Origin of the sequence: Okeania sp. SIO1H4 (assembly GCF_010672695.1) — a bacterium.
GTDB lineage: Bacteria > Cyanobacteriota > Cyanobacteriia > Cyanobacteriales > Microcoleaceae > Okeania > Okeania hirsuta.
On the sequence record NZ_JAAHGB010000015.1, the window covers coordinates 19,666 to 41,091 of the forward strand.

General features: G+C 38.9%; 7 protein-coding genes. All 7 read right to left on the bottom strand.

The features are described 5' to 3' along the window. Positions 1 to 64: 64 nt before the first annotated feature. The gene (locus tag F6K06_RS13645; RefSeq protein ID WP_287241592.1) at positions 65 to 7,798 is read right to left on the bottom strand and encodes a type I polyketide synthase; all 7,734 of its coding nucleotides are present in this window, start codon (positions 7,796 to 7,798) and stop codon (positions 65 to 67) included. 47 nt (positions 7,799 to 7,845) lie between these two features. Beyond that, positions 7,846 to 16,218: a type I polyketide synthase gene (locus F6K06_RS13650; RefSeq protein ID WP_124155960.1), complete on the bottom strand. Its 8,373-nt coding sequence runs from the start codon at positions 16,216 to 16,218 to the stop codon at positions 7,846 to 7,848. Further along, the gene (locus tag F6K06_RS13655) at positions 16,206 to 16,973 is read right to left on the bottom strand and encodes an enoyl-CoA hydratase/isomerase (RefSeq protein ID WP_124155959.1); all 768 of its coding nucleotides are present in this window, start codon (positions 16,971 to 16,973) and stop codon (positions 16,206 to 16,208) included. Before F6K06_RS13655 ends, F6K06_RS13650 begins: the two co-directional genes overlap by 13 nt. Positions 16,974 to 17,033: 60 nt before the next feature. Beyond that, positions 17,034 to 18,476 (bottom strand): phosphopantetheine-binding protein, encoded by a 1,443-nt coding sequence (locus F6K06_RS13660; protein ID WP_124155958.1) that lies wholly within the window; start codon positions 18,474 to 18,476, stop codon positions 17,034 to 17,036. Between the two features lie 164 nt (positions 18,477 to 18,640). Next, positions 18,641 to 19,900, bottom strand: coding sequence for a hydroxymethylglutaryl-CoA synthase family protein (locus F6K06_RS13665; protein ID WP_287241596.1), 1,260 nt, complete (start codon positions 19,898 to 19,900; stop codon positions 18,641 to 18,643). 4 nt (positions 19,901 to 19,904) lie between these two features. Continuing rightward, positions 19,905 to 21,128, bottom strand: coding sequence for a beta-ketoacyl synthase N-terminal-like domain-containing protein (locus tag F6K06_RS13670; RefSeq protein ID WP_124155956.1), 1,224 nt, complete (start codon positions 21,126 to 21,128; stop codon positions 19,905 to 19,907). Between the two features lie 41 nt (positions 21,129 to 21,169). After that, positions 21,170 to 21,409, bottom strand: coding sequence for an acyl carrier protein (locus F6K06_RS13675; protein WP_124155955.1), 240 nt, complete (start codon positions 21,407 to 21,409; stop codon positions 21,170 to 21,172). Positions 21,410 to 21,426: the final 17 nt, after the last annotated feature.

Below are 21,426 nucleotides of genomic sequence, written 5' to 3' on the forward strand. Positions count from 1 at the left end.
AATTATCCATTATTCATTATCCATTATCAATTAATGAAGAAGTAGCTTTTTTTCTAAGTTAGCTTTAAGAAGGTAAGTTTATAAAGCCACTTTTGTTCAAATAAGAAAGCATTTTTTCTAGGTATTCTTTGTCTATAGAGCTAAAGGCAATTTCACTGCCCATCAACCCATTCTTAGTATTGCGGTCGTCAATAGTAACTCCTGAAAGAATGTCTGACTCTTTTTCTGTCAATTTGCCAGTTCCAGCCTGCACTCCAAAAAAGTAAGGATACACTGAGTTTTCGGGATGATTTGATAAGGCTATCTGCCAATCACTCGATGAAACTCTTTTCACAGAAGGAACTAAAGAACAAATAAAATCAAATACATTGTTCCAAGATGTGGATTTCGGATTAACTAAATTAAATGTTTTGTCCAAAGATGCCTCTTGCTGAGACAAGTGAACAACTGCTTTAGTTGTTTCATTGATAGGAACCCAGTTCTCTAATTTACCTTCTAAAATTGGCACCATTCCCAATTCAATGCAACCCATAACATAGCGACAAACTATATCATCAATCCTACTAGCACCACTGTTAGCATCTGCTGTTATCGTCGTTAAGCGATATATAGAAGTAGGAATTCCTAAATCCCTCGCTGCCGCTACTAACTTTTCCGCTACCCATTTACTTTGGAAGTAACCATTTGTCAAATTATTAGCTTCATCACTCAAAGGTTCAGATTCAAGAATGGCTGTACCTTGCTCGTTAGTGGATGATAGTAAAACTATATAAGTAGACATAAAATGCACAGGTTTGACATGAGTTTGACCAGCCAATCTTAAAACTTCTTGAGTTCCTATAACATTAGTAGGCTTGAGTATACTGTAGGGGTAAAGATGATTAGTCCAAGCTCCACTATGATAAATAACATCAATCTGGTTGGCAAGTAAGTTAAACTCTTCTGTTGGTAGTCCGAACAATTTACTAGATAAATCTCCCACTACAGGGATAACTCTAGAGCCAAATTTCTCCTCATCCCAGAGCCAATAAGATTCTAGTTTATCTTTGAGTTTCTGTTTAGCTGAATCAATATCATTAGCCCGAATTAGACAGTATATATTTGCTGAAGTTGTTTGCAATAACTCATCAAGCAAATAAGTTCCAATAAAACCTGTCGCTCCTGTTAAGAAAATATTCTGAGGTTCCACAATATTCTGCTTAACTGTAGTACTAATAACAATTGTCGGGTCTACAATTACTTCAGCTTTAAAATCAATTTCCTCACCAGACAAGTTATTATCTTCTTTATCTGAGCTATCTGTTACAGAAAATTCCAGAGGAATTACATCAGGTAAATACTCTACCAACGCCTTCAGAGTAGGATAGTCAAATAATAATGTAGAAATCAAATTTGTCTCTAAACTTGACTCCAACCTATTTTTCAATTCTACTGTCATCAAAGAATCTAATCCTAAGTCAATAAAAGGTTCGTGCATTGCTATCTTTTGTGGATCTGACCAACCTAAGGTTTTAGCTATCAAAGAGCGAACGTGATTGGTTAATAACTCCTGACGTTCTGCAATTGCTGCTGATTCTAATTGTTCTCTAAATGCCGATTTTTTACTTGATGATGACTCAGTGGAAATCAAATTCTCAATAAATATTGTCTTTTGATCCCGTGGTAGTGCCTTAAGGAATTTTGACCAATTAACGGGCAATACTGCTACTTGACTCTCTGAGTCAGATAACAATGACTCCAATGCCTGCATTCCCCTGTCTGTTTCTATGAGAGTCACCCCACTACTCTCCAGTCGTTTTTGATTCACAGTATCTAAACGAGCTGTCATCCCTACAGATCCCCAACCTCCCCAGTTGATACTCAATCCTGGTAATCCCAGACCTCGACGATAGTGAACTAAGGCATCCATGAAAGAATTAGCTGCAGAATAATTGGCTTGGCCGGGAGCGCCTAGAATAGCAGCCATGGAGGAAAAACAAACAAAGAAATCTAAGGGTAAATCTTTAGTCAGTTGATGCAAATTCCAAGTTCCCTGCACCTTGGGAGCCATCACTTTAGTAAACCGCTGCCAAGTCAGATTTTGAACTAATCCGTCATCCAACACCCCTGCTGCATGAATCACCCCTTTCAGTGGAGGTAATGACGTTGATATTGTCTCTAAAGTTTGGGCGACATCCTCTTGACGGGAAATATCTCCTAATAACACACTCACAGAAGCTCCGGCTGTTTCTAAGTCCTCAATGACTTTTTGGGCGTTTTCATTAGGAGTGCGACGTCCGCTCAAAACTAGATGTTTTGCCCCCTGTGTTACCATCCATTTGGCTAATTCTAATCCTAATGCTCCTAATCCACCTGTAACCAAATAACTTCCTTCAGCTTGGATAGACTTAGAATCAATAGAAAGTTGTGGCATTTCTATGACTACCTTCCCTATATTTTTGGCTTGCTGCATATACTGGAAGGCTTCTGTAATTTGTGTACTAGAAAATACTTTGTGAGGTAAGGCAACAAGTTCTCCTTGGTTCCATTTGTGGGTTAATCCCTCTGACACCTGAACCATTGCCTCTGGTTGTTCGTGGGATACTTGTCCTAAATCAAAAGCGAAATAGCTGACATCTGGTCGTTTTTCTTGAACTTGCTGTGGCTCCCAAATCCCGATTTTGCCAATTTCCACAAATCTTCCTTGAGGAGATAATACTTCCAAATTTTTGGGAATGTAATCTCCATTGAGACTATTGAGGACTACATCAACTCCCTTTCCTTCAGTAATCTCCATGATTTGGTCAGCAAAATCTAGGGTGCGGGAGTTCATAATATGTTTGATTCCCAGGGATTTGAGAAATTCCCACTTAGGAGGACTAGCAGTAGCGAATACTTCTGCTCCCGCCTGTTGAGCTATTTGTACTGCGGCCTGCCCTACTCCTCCTGCTGCTGCATGAATTAATACTCGATCGCCAGGTTTAATTTTGGCTAACTGCTGCAATCCATAGTAAGCTGTGGAAAATGTCAGAGGTAAGGTTGCTGCTTCACTGAAACTCATTTGTTTCGGTTTAGCCATGAGATACTCAGCCTCAGCAGGAACAGTAATGAAACTACTGAAACCATCATGGAGCATATTTACTATTACTTCGTCCCCTACTTGCCACCGTGAGACTTCTGCTCCCACAGCAGAGATTGTGCCCGTACATTCCAAACCAAAGGTGAGTTGTTGGGCACTGGTAATGCCCAGGTGTTCGGCATAGTAGTCTTTGAGCAATCCTAAAGCATTGAGTACGTCTCGGAAGTTTAGTCCTACTGCTGCTACCTCAATTTCTACTTCGTTAACTTCAGGAACAGGACGCTGCATTGGCTGCCAGCCGAGGTTGTCTATCAGTCCGTATTCTGGCAGTTTTAATTGCACTGGTTGCCCAGGGGCACTCATTGTTTGTTGCTGTGGTTTTCGTCCTAATCTGGCCACATAACGATTTCCCTGACGTATCGCTATTTGGTCTTCGATATTTTCTGATAATAGTTCAGCTACTAAGGAGTCTAGGTTTTGCTCAATATTGGCTTCTGGATCGCAGTCGAAACGTTTACACTTTAGGTCTATGTGTTCTATGGCAACTATTCCGCCGAATCCCCATAAACTTCCATACTCAGGATTAATTACTTCCGAGTCTTTGTTAACACTCTGAGTTCCTTGCGTTACCAACCACAACTGTGGTGTTGTCTCGCTATTACTTTCGAGAATTGCGTGTACCAAATGCAGTGCAGACGCACAAATATTTTCTTGAATTTTATCTAATTCTAAGTTTTCTTTGTTTTCTGATTTCTGCACTCCCCAGAAATGTACAACTCCTGTAATTCCTGAATTTTCAGCCAGCAGTTGTTGAAATTCTTCCTCGTTATTGGGATTGATTTGATAGTGCTGTGGACTTAATTGCTTATATGTCTCTCCTGGCGATACTTGAATGCACTCTTGCTCTTTGTTTTGTAGTGCTTCTATTAGTTGAGTATCTTCTGCCAAGATTAACCATTTGCTGCTTGCTGTTGATGGGTTCGTTGGTGGTAACTCTTGAGCTTGCCAGTCAACTTTATAATACCAATGACTGATATCTGGCTGCATACTTTTCAAGAGTACATCGGCAGTGGTTGCCATTACCTTGAATCCTTCTAGCTTGGCTAATACCGTTCCCTGGTTATCTACTAAGAAAATGTTTGCTGTTAAGCTGTTTTCTTGTACTTGTCCTATCGCCCATACTTTACTTATTGTCCGACGATATACTCTCAATTTGTCTATCCCTAATGGCAGATAGGTTTGATCGTCTGTGTCTGATTGAGCTAGAGCATAACCTGTAATTTGTAGGGCTACATCTAATAGGGCTGGATGTAGCTGATAATCTGTTACGTTTTCGATTAATTCGTCCGGTAAAACTATTTCGCCTAGAACTTTGCCTTTACCTTTCCACAACTGTTTTAGTCCTTGGAAACAATTGCCGTAGTCTAAACCTAAAGACTTACATTTTTCATAATGTTCTTCTACCTCTATTACTTGAGTACAATCTTTTTGATATTGTTCTAAGTCTATGGTTTCTTTATCCTTGGCAATTGGCTCTGGGTAGATTTTTCCTTCACTGTGCAACCTCCATTCTAAAGTCTGTTGATTCTCAGATTCTGATGCACTAAATACCTCGAACTTATAAGTATTGTCTTCTAAAGAACTGACTACCGTTTGTACTTTCTTGATTTCTGTTTCTGGTAAGATTAATCCTCGCGCTATCACCACATCAGATACTACTACTTGGTCTTGAGAACTGAAGATATTTTTTCCTGCTGCCATTGCTAATTCTAAGTACCCTGTACCTGGAAATAGCACTTGCTCAAATACTTGGTGATCCTTAAGGTAGTCTGGAGATTCAGGGCTTAGGTATGATTGAAAACGATATTGCTCATCTATTCCTGCTAAGTCAACTTTTTCTCCTAGTAACGGGTGCAAATATTTTGACAAAGACAGTTTTTGTTGATAGCCATTGTTAATTTCTATCCAATATTTTTCTCTTTGGAATGGATAGGTAGGCAATAGCACTTTCTCTCGGTTATAGTCACGATCAAATCCTAACCAATCTACTTTGACTCCCTGTACGTATAACTGTCCTAAACTGGAAAGGAGCTGTTGCCATTCATCAACTCCTGGACGCAACGATGGCAACCATACACCTACTTCTGGTAAACATTGCCTTCCCATTCCCAACAAAATTGGTTTTGGTCCGATTTCTAAGAAAGTTTCGTAGCCTTGCTCGCTTAACTCTTTCATACCCTGGGCAAACTTTACTGGTTGCCGTACATGACTCACCCAATATTGAGCTGTAGTTATACTATTGTCTGCTTTGGTTCCCGTGAGATTTGATATAATTGATATCCTTGGTTGATTGTAGGTAATTTGATTCGCTACAGTTTCAAACTCTGCTAACATCGGTTCCATCAATGGTGAATGGAAAGCATGGGATACCTGTAGTTGTTTGGTTTTGATTCCGGCTGATTCGAGCTTAGTTGCGATCGCTCTTACTGATTCAGACTCCCCAGAAATTACTATGCTTTGGGGTCCATTCATAGCTGCTATGGCTACTTTTTCTTCCAGAGACGTCGCTTTCAATGTTTCCAGAACTTGAGACTCTGAAGCCATAACGGAAACCATCTCACCACCAGCAGGTAATTTCTGCATTAACCTTCCTCTAGTGGCAATAAGTTTCAAGCCATCTTCTAAACTAAATACTCCGGCTACAGTTGCTGCCACATATTCGCCCACGCTATGACCCATGACCACATCTGGTTTAATTCCCCATGACTCCCAGAGTTTAAATAGGGCATATTCTATAGCAAATAGCACTGGTTGGGTATACGCTGTTTGATCTAGTAGAGATGAACCAGAATTATCTGTAGTTTCAGAATAGAGAATGTCTCGTAAGGACTTTTCCTGGAAAGTTTCGACACTACTCAGAATTTCTTCACATTGGTGAATTGCTTCACTAAAAATGGGGGCTTGTTCATACAATTGCCTTCCCATGTTCACATATTGGGAACCTTGTCCTGTGAAGAGGAAAGCGATTTTAGACTCTGTAGTATTATTTGTCAGTTCTCCTGAGTAAATTCCGGTTACTTCCTCTCCTTTCTGGTATTCTCGGAATTTTTCTATTAATTCTTGTTGGTTGTGTGCAATAACTGCTAGTCTGTGTTGGAACTGGGCACGTCCTATATTAGCTGTATAGGAGATATCAGCTACCCCTAATTCGGGATGAATTGTTAGATAATTTTGATAACTATTGACTAACTCACTAAGAGCTGTTTCACTTTTAGCTGAAAGAGTCAAGATATGAACTGCACGTTCAGTTCCATCCTCAATTCTAAATTCTGAATTCTTAATTCTAAATTCTTCGGGAGCTTCTTCTAAGATTATATGAGCATTAGTTCCACTAAAACCAAAGGAACTTACGCCAGCGATGCGACTTTTGCCATTAGTTTCCCAAGGCGTAAGATTCGTCGATACTTGTACAGGTAATTGAGACCAATTAATATAAGGATTAGGCTCATTAAAATGCAGTGACGGTGCTATTTGTTGATGTTGCAATTGCAGGACTAATTTCATCAAACCTGCAACTCCTGCTGCTCCCTCGGTGTGACCAATATTAGTCTTGGCTGAACCAATAATTAAAGGCTGCTCTTGAGAATGGGTTTTGCCAAAAACTGTTCCTAAAGCTTCAGCTTCTATCGGATCTCCCAAGGAAGTTCCAGTTCCATGAGCTTCAATATAACTAATATCTGCTGCATCTATTCCTCCATTAGCCATAGCTTGACGGATAACAGCTACTTGAGAAGGACCATTAGGTACTGTCAAACCACTACTGGGGCCGTCTTGATTAATAGCACTGCCACGAATTACTGCCAGAATATTATCCTTATTGGCAACTGCATCACTGAGGCGCTTCAATACAATAATCCCACATCCGTCTCCACGGACATAACCGTTTGCTGAAGCATCAAAGGTTTTGCACTTACCATCTACCGATAACATACGACCTTGAGACAGAGCAACACTAAGCTCTGGAGATAGCAATAAATTCACCCCTCCTGCTAGAGCTAGATTACACTCTTTATTTCTTAAACTCGAACAGGCTAAATGAATACTTACTAATGAAGAAGAGCAGGATGTATCTACTACTAAATTAGGTCCGACTAGCCCCAGAGTATAGGAAATTCGCCCTGATGCTGTACTGTGGGAGTTACCTGAACTCATATAAGCATCAATTTTTTCTAGACCTTGACTGAATATACGAGAAGTATAGTCATTGGTACAAATACCAACAAATACGCCCGTTTGACTCCCTTTAAGTTGTTGCGGATTATTTCCTGAATTCTCTAGAGCTTCCCAAGTGACTTCTAAGAGTAATCTATGTTGGGGGTCTAAATTAGTGGTTTCTTTAGGGGAAATACCAAAAAAATTGGCATCAAACTCTTGTACTCCATTGATAAATCCTCCATAACGACTGTACATTTTGCCTGGAGTTTCTGGATCGGGATCGTAATAATCATCAAGATGCCATCGCTCTTTTGGGACCTCAGCGATCGTATCTACTCCATTTTGTAAAACATCCCAGAAAGCTTGTGGAGTAGATGCACCTCCGGGAAAACGACAACTCATACCAACAATAGCTATTGGTTCTGTAGTTGCTGCTTGAAGTGCTTGAATTTTTGCAGTTGCTTGTTTGAGTTTTAGTAGTAAACGTTGCTCATTTGAGAGTTTTTCGGGTGAGTTAAGTTCCATCTTTATTCCTCCTATACTTTATGATTACAAATTTGATATTAACTAACTCATTCTAAAAGTCGATCTAATTCATCTATAGCGTCATCAACCGCCAGATCAATTTCATCTTCAGAAAGCTGATTAACTTCAGAAAATAGACTTTCTGAATACTCTAGCTCCAAGGAATCCTTCTCCAATCTTGCCTCTGGTGTTTCTGACTCAGAACCAGGAGCCTCTGATGGCAGAAGTATTGTTTCTTCCAAGTAATCAGTTAGTGACTGAATATTAGGATAATCAAAAGCTAGAGAAGATGGCAGAGAACAATCTAAACTTATCTGCAACTTATTCCTCAACTCAACAGAAGTCAAAGAATCCATTCCTAGGTCAAAAAATCCTGTTTCTAATGAAATAGATTCAGGATTTTTAATTCCTGACACTAGAGCAAATTGACGTCGAACATGAGCCACTAATAACGAGCGACGCTCATTGGGTGCTGTTGCCTCCAATTTTGCCAGAAATTCTGACTTATATATTTCAGAAGTAGTTTGAGTTGTTTCCTGCCAATCTGCCAAGAAAGGCCATTGGGCTACTCTTTCCTGCCAAGCAGACCACTCAATTGGTAGCACCCCTACTTCTATATCTGAACCACTCATCAGTAGCTCTAGAGACTCTAGCGCCTGAGTTGGAGATATTGCTGCTATTCCCTGCTGCTGTAAACTAACACTTTCTCCACCTTGAGCAACAGTTCCCCAATGAATGCTCAATCCTGGCAATCCCATACCCCGACGATAATGAGCTAAACCATCTAGAAACCCATTAGCTACAGCATAATTTCCTTGATTTGGTGAACCCAACAGAGATGCAACTGAAGAAAACATTACAAAAAAGTCTAGCTGCTGATTTTGAGTCAATTGATGCAAATGCCAAGCACCTTTAACTTTTGATGCGATCGCTTCTTCAAAGTCAGACAAAACCCGATCTTGTAGCATTCCATCGGGCAATATTCCTGCGGAATGGATTACTCCTGCTAGCGGTATATTTGAGTCCTTAATGTTGTGTAGCACTCTAGCGATCGATTCCATATCGGACACATCAACTTTTTCAGCTACAACCGAAGCTCCAGCTTTTTCTAACTCAGTTATTGTTTGACTGTTAGTACCATCTGGCGAACAGTTTCCTAGCAACACCAGATGCTTGGCTCCTTTATCTACCATCCAACGAGCCACCAATAACCCTAAACTGCTAATACCTTCTGTAATTAAGTAGGTAGCATCCTCCCGGAAACGCAAAGACTTTTGAGTAGTAGTAGCATCAGCTTCTTGTGCTGTCACTGCTTGCTGATGATGACTAGCCACCAATCGAGCCACATAACGCTCATCCCCACGCCATGCTACCCGATCTTCCTTATCCTCCGCCCAAATTTCCTCGAATAGTTCCTCAGCTTGAGTCTCTATCGTCTCCTGTGAGTCTAAATCTATACACGCGCACTTGAGTTCGGGATGTTCTAGGCTAATTACTTTCCCCATACCCCACAATGAAGATTGGGCTACTCCTGGTATGACTGAATTATTTGACGGTACTGCTTGAGAACCATTCGTTACTAACCATAACCGGGGCGACTCAGATAACTTGGCTTTGACTAAAGCTTGTACCAAAGATAAGGTAGTACCACAGCCTAGCTTCGATAAATGTCCTAATTCCTCAGCGCTTATGTTTCTACCCACCCCTGCTTCGGTTGTCCAACATTGTACTACCCCCAGTAAGGATGGGGATTTGGTAGCTACAGTTTCTATCAGTTTCTCAAATTCTTCTGGATGATGAGGAGCGATCGTAAATTCTTCCGGGGCAAGCTGTTGATAGTTCTCTCCAGCAAATACTAATGTACAAGCATCTCCTGATGATCGCAGGTGACTAGCTAGCTGTTGAGCAACTCCCTGTTTATCTGCCAGTATCAACCAGCTCTTCTGTGTCGATGATGTTGAGTCTAAAGTTGTTGGAGGAGCTTTAGCAACGATAACTCCTTGTTGAGCAAACACTTCTGGCATCTCCTCAACTTCTGGGAGAGTAACGACTTGAGTAAAACCTGTTTCACTCAAAACCTGTTGCCACTGCTGACGACTCAAGAGAGGATAGTCCGCCCGCAATTCATCATCGCTGAATTTCCACCATCCTTCTAATAATCCAAAAATTAAATCCAAAAATCGAGAGCGAGTTGTTCTTTCATACAATACCAATGTTCCCCCTGGTGCTAACAGTTGTCGGACATGGGATAATGTCTGCTTTATACTGGTTGTAGCATAAAGAACATTGGCTGCAATAATTACATCATATTGATGAGATGCAAATCCTTGACTACTTGGCTCTACCTCTATATCTAAGGTTTGATAGTCTAGGAATTTATAATCCTGGAATTTCTGTTGAGCTTGTCTGGTAAGTATGCCATCAATATCAGTGAATATATATTCTGTTTGATTAGGATTTAGATGGGGCAGAATATAACTTGTAGTTTCTCCTGTTCCCGCTCCAATTTCCAACACCCGAATCCCTCTGCTAGGGGGTAAATCCTCAATAGTTTGAGCGATGGTTTTTTGTACTATCGTGTTCATCACCTTGGCTACAATTGAGTCTTGATAGACTTGGGTAGCTGCCGTCAAATCCCCTTTCGGAAACACCAGTTCTAGGGGATTTATTGCTCCTTTGAGGACTCCACGGAGTTGAGATGCACAACGGTTTAAGAGTGTTAATGCTGCTTCTGCTTCTGGATATTGATTCAGTAAACTCTGGCTTTGTTCGCTAGGGTTGACTTTTTCTAGGGTTTGTTGTACCTGCCATTGCTGTTGGTCGTACTTAAGTATTCCTACTTCTTCTAAGATTTGTAGCAGACGCCCAAATAATCGTCGCTGACTCGGAACTATACCTAAACGTTGAACTACGGCCTCCAAGTCAAAGCTCTCTGTTGGCTTATAAGACCAATCCATTGATAGCAAAGCTTGCACTATATAATCTACGCTTAATTCTTCCAGGTTCCTTTCTATTTCTGAGGTCTGAGTATTATCTACCTGGCTTACTAATTCTTTAAAGCTAGGAGTTAATTTTTGGGAAACTTCTACGGGATCGAGCAAGAAAGCAGGTGGTAGCAATCTGCCCAAAAGACCTTTGGATCTCCATTCTACTTCATACAACCAATTACTGATTTCTACTTCTGTTCCTAGTATAGTCTGTTGATTCGCCAGTTTGACTTGTAAACCTTCGACTGTGGCAATAATTTCTCCTTCTGGAGTCACTAGCGTCACTTGAGCGGTTAAACTTTTTTCACTTTCCACTACAGCGATCGCCGATGCGCAAGCATACAAGGAAAGCCCAGGACTACCATATATTTTGAACTGTTCTATCCCGACTGTCAGATAGGTTAGATCGCTGTCTACTTCTGGCAGTGCATGAACAATTATCTGCAAAGCTGCATCTAATAATGCGGGATGGAACTGATAATCAATTGTTTGTGCTATCAATTCTTGGGGTAATTTAATCTGAGCTAATGCTTGGTTTTCTCCATACCATAACTCGTAGATACCTTGGAAATTGCTGCCATAATCAATCCCTAATTTCTGACATTGTTGATAATGTTGTTCAACTTCTATTGATTGACTACACTCAGCTTTATATTTTTCTAAATCTACTTTAGTAGGAGTTGTATCTGTTTGAGCAGTTCGGATTTTTCCTGTAGCATGGAGTTTCCATTTCTGTTCCTCTTGATTTTGTTGTTGAGAAAATATTTGGAATTGGTAGCTTTGATTGTCTAGTGGAGTCAGAATGGTTTGGGCATTTGTTAATTCTCCTGGTGGTAGTGTCCATCCCTTACTGATGCTTAAATCTTCTATTACTATTTGGGGTGTTTTTAATTGGCGATTTCCTGCTGCCATTGCTATTTCTAGGTAGCCTGTTGCCGGAAATAATGCTCGATCAAATATTCGATAGTAACTCAAATAGTTGGGTGAATTTTCCCCTATTTGTGATGCAAATATTTGTTGTTCGCTGGCACAATTTAGCTTTTGACCTAGTAGTGGATGGAAGTTTTGGCCTTTGGAAAACTGTTGTTGAGGCGAGAAGTTGAACTTGTTGTTGGTTTCTATCCAACATCTTTCTCGTTGGAATGGATAAGTCGGCAATGCCACTTTCTGACGACTATAGTCTGAGTCAAATCCTAACCAATCTATTTTTACTCCTTTGACATACAATTGTCCCAGACTTGATAGTATTTGTTCCCATTCATCTACTCCCGGACGCAATGATGGCAACCATTCTCCTACATCTTCTGTTACACATCGTCTGCCCATGCCCAACAATATTGGTTTTGGTCCGATTTCCAGGAAGGTTTGATATCCTTGCTCTTCTAGAGTTTTCATACTCTGGGCAAATTTTACTGGTTGCAGAACATGATCTACCCAATATTGAGCAGTAGTTATTTCTGTACCTACTTCAGTACCAGTGACATTTGATATTATTGGTATTTGCGGTTTATTATAGGTAATTTCTTTGGCTACTGCTGCAAATTCTGTTAACATTGGTTCCATCAATGGGGAATGGAAAGCATGGGATACTTGTAGTTTTTTAGTCTTCACTTTCGCTGCTTCCAATTCACTACAAATCTTAGCGATCGCTCCACCCTCTCCGGAAATTACTATACTTTTCGGTCCGTTAACTGCTGCTATTGTTACTTGGGAACTATATTCTTTGATAGCTTCCATTACCTGAGATTCTGATGCCATTACCGATACCATCTCACCACCAGAGGGTAACTGTTGCATCAACTTACCCCGCATAGCTATTAATTTTAGACCATCTTCCAGACTTAATACTCCTGCTACTGTTGCTGCTACATATTCTCCTACACTATGCCCCATTACTACATCTGGTTTCACTCCCCATGATTGCCATAATTTAAAGAGAGCATATTCTATGGCAAATAGTGCTGGTTGTGTATAAGCTGTTTGATCTAATAAATCGGCAGTTGACTGTTGTGTATCTTGAGGATAAATAACTTCTAATAGAGGTACTTCCAGATAGGGTTGTAAAATTTGGTCGCATTCGTCTAAACCTTGACGGAAAGTCGGTGCTTGTTCATACAGTTGCCTTCCCATATTTGTATACTGGGAGCCTTGACCTGTAAATAGGAATGCTATTTTCTGACTTTGCTTATTTGTCTCGCCTGAAAATACTCCTACTAATTCTGACTGAGTTTTCCACTCTAGCAGTTTCTCTATTAATTCTTGAGGTTCGGATGCGATCGCTCCTAGTCGATGATTAAAATGGGTTCTACCTGTAGCAGCTGTATAACATATATCATGTAGGGAGGTTTCGCGAAACGTCTCTACATTAGTTTCTAAATAACTTTGATAACTACTGACTAAATCTTTTAGAGAATTTTCTGTTTTCGCCGATAAAGTTAACAAATGCAGAGAACGTTCTAAATATTCTTCACTTCTGACTTTTGACTTCTGACTTCTGACTTCACTAGGAGCTTCTTCTATAACAATATGAGCATTAGTACCGCTAAAACCAAAAGAACTAACTGCGGCTTTCCTTGGTTCTCCTGCTGAAACTTCCCAATCTTTTAATTCTGTATTAACATAAAAAGGGCTATTTTCAAAGTCAATATGTGGGTTTGGTTGCTCAAAATGTAACGACGGTACTAATTTTTGGTTTTTGAGACACAAAATCGTCTTGATCAAACCAGAAACTCCAGCAGCAGTTGAGGCATGGCCAATATTACTTTTGACCGAGCCGATCGCACAAAAATGCTTCTTCTTCGTCCACTTAGAAAAGGCTTCTGTTAAAGCTTCTACTTCTATTGGATCTCCCAGAGGTGTTGCCGTACCATGAGCTTCTACATAACTAATAGTTTCTGGATTAATGCCAAACTTCTGATAAACTGCTGCTTCTAAACTAGCTTGAGATTGACTGCTAGGGGCACTAATTCCGTTAGTATTACCATCATAATTTACCCCCGTTCCTTTGATAACTCCATAAATAAGATCGTTGTCTTGAACTGCTTGACTATAGCTTTTTAACAAGATAACGCCACAACCTTCGCTCCAAGTTGTACCTGACGCTGAAGCATCAAAAGTTTTACAACGTCCATCAGGGGATATCATTTGAAACTGACTTGAGGCTATTTGGAAGTCTGCTGTTGCACAAATAGAAATACCTCCAGCGATCGCCATTTCGCTTTCCCCTCTCTGTATACTTTCACAAGCTTGATGAATAGCGACTAATGAGGACGAACAAGAGGTATCAATAGTTGCTACTGGCCCTTTCAAGTCAAGGAAGTAGGCAATTCTTGCTGGTACAAGAGACAGAATATTTCCTGTTAGTACAAACCGATGAGTCTCTAATCCAGCAATTGACAATAACTTGAGATAATCACCTGTTGATGCTCCCACAAATACTCCACACTTTTCACCTTTGAGAGAATCAGTAGCATATCCAGCATCCTCTATAGCATGGTAAGCTTCTTCTAAAAATATTCTTTGTTGAGGCTCGACAAACTGAGCTTCTTCGGGAGAAATTTTAAAAAATAAGGGGTCAAATTTATCAATTTCCTCTAAAAAACCAGCGCACTTTGAATAGGCAGTACCTGGATTCTCTGGATCTGGATTATACCAATTCTTTTCTTCCCATCTTCCAGGAGGTGGATCTGTTACACTATCAACTCCATTCTTTAAATTTTCCCAAAATTCTTGCCAGTTATTTGCTCCTGGATATCGACATGAGATTCCAATAATTGCTATATCTGTGTTCGCTATATCATTGTTACCAGAGTTAAGCCCTTCACTAACATCTGTTTTAATTTCTGGTGCTACTTCTAATAATAAATTTTCTGCTGCGTCTAATGAGATTTTTCCTGAGCTTAACAATGATAACAATTCTTCTGAATTATCAGGATTTACCGATTTATTTTCATAGTTATCTATTTTTTTTTGAGTTGTCGTTTTAGCTGGCGATTTTCCCTCATCCAAACCTAACAGAATTGATTCTACATTCTCCAAGGAAATATCACCTGATTGTAACTGATTTAATAATTTTTCTGTATGATCTTCTGGTTTGACTACTTCTAATTCTAATAATAAATTTTCTGCTGCTTCTAAAGATATTTCTCCTGAGCTTACCAAAGACAATAATTCTTCAGATAATAAGTCATCATAATTATCCGTATTTACCGATTTATTTTCATAGTTATCTATTTTTTTTTGAGTTGTCGTTTTAGCTGGCGATTTTCCCTCATCTAAACCTAACAGAATTGACTCTACATTCTCCAAAGAAATCTCACCTGATTGTAACTGATTTAATAATTTTTCTGTGTTCTCTTCTGGTTCTACTACTTCTAATAATAAATTTTCTGCTGCTTCTAAAGATATTTCTCCAGCACTTACCAAAGATAACAATTCCTCAGATAATAACTCATCATAATTTTCAGGAGCGATCGCTTTTACATCCTGAACTGTTTCTGGTATTTTTTCTTCAGTCATTTCTAGAAGTAGCGTTTCTGCATTTTCTAAGGAAATATTACCAGACTGTAATTGATATAAGATATTTTCTTCTTCTGTTAACTGACTCTGCTTCTTATCAAATGATTCCTGTTTATTACCTTCACCTCCTGCAAAACTTGATAGAATCAAATTTTTCACCTCAGGTTGATTAAAGGTTATTTCTTGCATTTCTACTTCTTTGGGAAGCACCTCTTGTAATTTTTTTCTAATATCTGAAATTAAGTATTTCTTTAAAGTAACTAGAGACAACCTTGGTTTTTCTGCTATTTCATTAGCAATTTTTCTGGCAAACTTTAGCACTTCCTTTCTAGGTAAAACTGGAAAAGGAATTCCCCGCTTTTCTAATTCTTTCCCACGATAATTGCGGGCGGTGTACACCATTTCTTGTCCTAGTTCTAACCCTAGCTTTTTAAGTAATATAAATACTGCTCCAGCTCCAGGAATAAAACCATATTTCAGAAAGTTACTGGCATAAAAACTTTCTTGACTCAGCACAAGTAAATCTGCATATAAACCTATAGCAAAACCACCGCCTAATGCGTGACCTTCTATAGCAGCAATAACAGGTATCGGACAATTTAGTGCCAAAGTTAATAGCTCAGTAATTTTCTCAACAGAAAAGTTATCTTCTGTTTGAAAAGTTGACATTAACTGTTCGCCACTAACACCAGTGCCAAAGTAATTATTAGTTCCTGCCAATATAACTACTTTATAGTTCTTATTCTCTCTAACTGCTTGAAAACATTGAAATAATCCTGTCACCATTTCCTGGGAAAAATTATTTCTGTTCTCCTCATCATTCATAGTGATTTGAACAACACCATTTCCCAACTCCACCAGTTGTGCCTTAGAATTACCCTTAACTGAGTCCTGATTAAAATTCAACTTTGCCATGGAAACACCCCCTCTTGTATAAATAGTCTAATTTTTTCGCGAAAAGCAGGTTTTACCATCATACTACAAGACGTATTTACAACTAAATCTTGAGTTTCTTCTTGAATAATCCATAATTTATTCATCAAGTCTTTTAACTCTTTGACTCCGGATGATTCTAAATATCTTAGACGTCGAATATATTGATTAATTGACTTATTAGTATCCTCATTATATTCATCAACTAACCCCCAGTTATAAGCCTCTGATGCTGAAATTGGTTGAGTTGTTAGTGATAAACGTTGAGCTTTTTGGAACCCTACTCGACGAATCAAAAATGGCAATACACAAGCAGGTAACAAGCCAAATAAAAGTTCAGATAAAACGAAGGTAGCAGTTTGATCCGCAACAACTATATCGCTAGCTGCTACCAAACCCACACCTCCTGCTTGCACCCTCCCACGGACTCTTGATAAAATCACTTTGCTACTTTGATACATCTGTTTCAAGATGTTGTAGTAACTGTGCATATTCTGTTTTGGATCAAGTTCCCTTCCATCTGCTACTTCTTGAAAATCCATCCCCGTACAAAACACATCAGGTAGTCCTTCTAGAATCACTACTTTAACTGTTTCTTCTGCTTCAGCAGCTTGTAAAGCTAACAATAATTCTTGGGCTAGTTCGGGATTAATGCTATTGTTAGCGTCAGGTCGATATATCTGAATTCTTTGTACAGCAGGCTGATAATTAACTTTTAGGGTTTGATAGTAGTCCATAGCTATAAATTTATATTATCGATGAAATTCATTGATTTTTGTGGGGACTAAAGGATTAGGTTATTTTCCTTGTTTGATTTTGGCAATTATTTGATTTGCCTCTTGAGCAGTTAAATTTTTACTTGCTACTTGACTCAGGATTGAGCGTATTTTTTGTCTTACGTCTTCCTGCGATTGTGCAGGTAAGTCTTGATTTATTGGAGCTTCTTTTGAAGTAATTTGATTGCCCTGAGACAATTTATTGCCATTTTGAGAAGGCTTTATTTCACTACTAATATATTGGACTAAATCTAATAAAGTCGGATAATCATATAATTTGGTAGCTTTCATGTTTAAATTATAAGTTGCATTTATGCTTGCTATCCATTCAACTCCGACTATAGAATCTAACCCTAAATCAACAAATTTTTGGTCTTCTTCTATTTCACTAATATCTGCATACAAAGCTTCTGCTAAACTTTCTTTTAGACTAGCTTTAAGTTCAGCCAAATTAACATCAAAGTTATCTGCTCTTAAAGTATTTTCACCTTCCAAAATATTTTCAGATTCATCTGCAATTCTTTCTGATAATGTTTTTTGAACGTAAGGTATATCTCGTAAATAGGGAGATTTTAACCCCTGCTTAATTGAACGGGAAACCATAACCAAAACACTATCTTTATTGTAACGAGGTAGTGTTTTATAGAATCTAGAATGCAATTGAGTATATGTTGAAAACAAGCCCAAACGTTCCTCATCTACCCGAGTATCATAATCTACAAGTCGAATCACAAAAGCACGTCGGATTTTATGTAAGCCAGGGTTTAAAGGGACTGAACGATGTAATACATATTTGTTAAAGAAAAGTACATCGCCAACTTTATACTGGTCTTCTTCATAATCATCTTCAATCGTATAATCTATTACATCTTCTGTGATTTTATTCATAATAGTATTGGCACCAGCTACATATTCATTCAAATCCCCTTTTGATTCATCCCACTTGATATTATTTCTTAAATGTAAATCATGAATAGTGTAAAGAAATTTCCCCGGAAAAGCATCTAGAGGAACATATTGCATTCCGCCTCGATATTCTTTAGTTATTTCATCTAAAGGAATCCATATTGATGCACCAAAGTCATCCATTTTTGTAAATGAAAATGAACCAACTCCGACGTGCCATCCTAATCCTTTCTGATTAGGTTCAACAGAAAAAAAGGCATTGTGCATGATCATTATTTTTTTGCCCGTGAGTTCATTCAAAAAAGGCAACTTACTTTTTATTAATGAAGACACAAAGTCATATTTGATTAAATCATAAGCATGGTCTTTTGTATCAATATTCTCATATTTACCTATCTTTAATGTTACTTTTTCTTTAGAAACTTCACTTTTTTCCTTGGCAGTTTCTAATGTTTCTTCAAGTTTTTTAATTTCGGAAGCATTAAAGAATTCTCTGATTTGACAGTATCCTTTTTTTTGATACTCTTCTTTTAATTGTCCTAAATTTTCTTGTCTCATGAGTTTTATCTCCTTTGTATTTGAATTTAACTTTTTTTTTTGATTTGTTGAGTTATTTTAAAGGTATAAACCCTCTCCATTCATGGAAAACAAATCAAAAATTCACTTTTACCCAATCCTCTTCTTTATAAAAAGAGGTAATTATTAATTGTTAATTATTGAAACTATACCCATTCATATTCTCGGTGAAATTCCTTGATTCTTTTCAGCACTAAGCGACCTTTACCTTCAATTTGTTTCCACACACCAGGGAATAGTTCGTAATCTAAAGTTACATTTCTAGTGCCAAAGGCAACTCTCGAACTATAATTCAGTAACTGCTCATATTCTTCCATATTTAAGGAATAGCGACTGGCTAAGTGATATCCAATATTTTGTTGATCTTGAATTTCTTTTCCTTGTGGAAAGGCAACTCCACTATAAAATTCCGAACAACAACCGGAACCATAAGAGAATATACCTATTCGTCGGGGTTTGCTAAAATCTGCATTGTCAATCATGCTAGCTAAGGATAAAAACACCGTCGCTCCCATGATATTCCCTACCTGTTGGCAGTAGACTAATCCTGGCATTACCCGTTTCTGAAAGTCCTCTTCTATATCGGCAGGTTTTGCTCTTTTGAACTTACGCATCATACTTCTGTGAGCGCCTTTAACCATACCTCCAAAGGGAGTATGAAAGCTCAAGTAATCAAAAGTTTCTTGATAATCTACCCCTTCTACCTGTTCTTGATAATGCTGGTAGGCATTTTCACAACAATCTAGGTAAGATAGCAATGATAAGTCTGCATCTCCAGCTTCTGAGTTGGGGTTTGGTCTACAAGTGTCCATGACTTCATAGCCATAGTAACCATTACATCCTACATCAGCTTGGAAAATTTTAGGAACATCACTGACTAACATCGCCACTGCTCCAGCACCACTACTTGATTCGGCAAAATACCAATCTTCGTTGATAGCTTCTCCTCCCTCTGTCACAATAAACCGGGATATATCAGTTCCTATCACCAAAGTTTTAGCCCCTGGACAGGTTTGGGACAAAATCAAGTTGAATGCCATCTGTAAACCTGCTGTAGTTGCGTAGCAAGCTTGCTTAATCTCAAACATTCGGCAGTTACGACTTAGCCCCAAATAATCCTGAATATAAGTGCTGATAGACTTGCCAAAATCAATGCCAGATTCAGTACAAGTTATCACCATTTTAATTTGTTGCTTTTCCAGATTGCTGAGGCCATCAATAATAGGTTTGGCTGCATTAATAGCATAAGAAACTGGGTCTTCAAAAGGCATCGCAACTGCTTTCTCTTTCATCATCAGATTATCGAAGCGAGTCATGTCTAACTGACGTGCTTGCCCCAACATTCGCACATCTATTTTAGCTGAACCCCCATATACATTTAGTGCTTCAATTCCAACTTTTGGCATAAATCTACTCCTGTGCTATTAATAAAGCTGTATTAATTCCCCCAAAACCAAAGCTGTTGCTGATCGCATATTTAATCTCAGCTTGAACAGAAGTTTCTTTCACCCAATTTAAACTGGTATCAATGGGATTGACTAAATTTTTGGTAGGATGACAAAAACCAAATTTCATTTGTAATATAGTGGCGATCGCTTCCACTACACCAGCAGCAGTTAGACAGTGTCCAGTTAAAGATTTTGTTGAGTTGAGTAGGCAATGCTGAAGTCCCGCAGATTTTAAAGCTCCCACTTCTGTTTTGTCACCAAGGGGAGAACCAGTACCGTGGGTATTCACATAATCAATACTCTCTGGTTGAAGGTCTGCCATGGCTAAAGCAGTATTTATAGCCCGCTCTTCACCTTTTTGGGAAGGTTCAGGACTACGGTTCCCATCTAAAGCAAATCCCCAACCCTTAAGTTGACCATGGGATTTAGCGCCCCGTTGTCGAGCGTGGTCAGTGCTTTCTAAAATAACTACTCCACAACCTTCTCCATAAATAAAGCCATCATGGTCTTGGTCAAATGGCCTACAAGCAAGGTCTGGGCGATCGGCGAAACGTTCGCTTCCCATTGCTCCTAAATTCATCAGTGCTTGTAATTCATACCCTGATAGATCGGATAAAGTTCCCAAGGCAATGCAAATATCACTATTCCCCATTAAAATTTGACGGGCAGCATGAATTATAGCAACTCCTCCACTAGCGGAAGCTCCTCCTACACTATATCCCTCGCCTTGAATCTGAAAACACTGGGAAATCAGACCCAATATATCTGTATCCCAAAACGTCAGTCCATAAGTTGGTCGTATAAACTCCTGACGTGAATTATAACGTTGCCAGATTTCTTGCTGATAACGTTGTTGTAAGTTTGAACCACCTACAACTAATCCTACTCGTTCTGGGTTAACTTGGCTGGAGGTGAGTTGAGCATCTTGCCAGGCTTCAGCGACGGCTACTGTTGCTACTTGGGCGCTCTTAGTAGCAGCGCGCAAAAGTCCACTATACTCAGGAAATAGGGTTCTGGTTTCAATATCGGGAATTTCGCCACCAATAAATGGTTTGACGCTTTCACGTCCAGGCTGTTTTAAATAAGCAAATTGAGTTTTCCCTGATAACAGAGCTTCTTTAAAAGTAGCAATTCCTTGACCAATGGAAGTAACAATGCCCATACCTGTTATCTCTATGTTGCTCATTGATAAGCCCTCTAGTTTTGTTAATTCCCATGATTCACTGCTTATAATTTGCTGGCAAATATATCGGCCAGTTCTCCTAGATTGTTGGCTCCTGCTAATTCTATGCGTGGAATATTTAAGGATAAGTCTTCCATGACCATCATTATAATTTCTGCCCTACTTACTGAATCAATGCCTAAATTTTTTAGACTATCAGTTGGTGATAGAGGTACTCTTTCTAATTCTGGTGCTATTTCACAAGTATGTTTTTTGATTATATTAAATATTTGTTCTTTGTTCATAATATTCATTCTCCTGA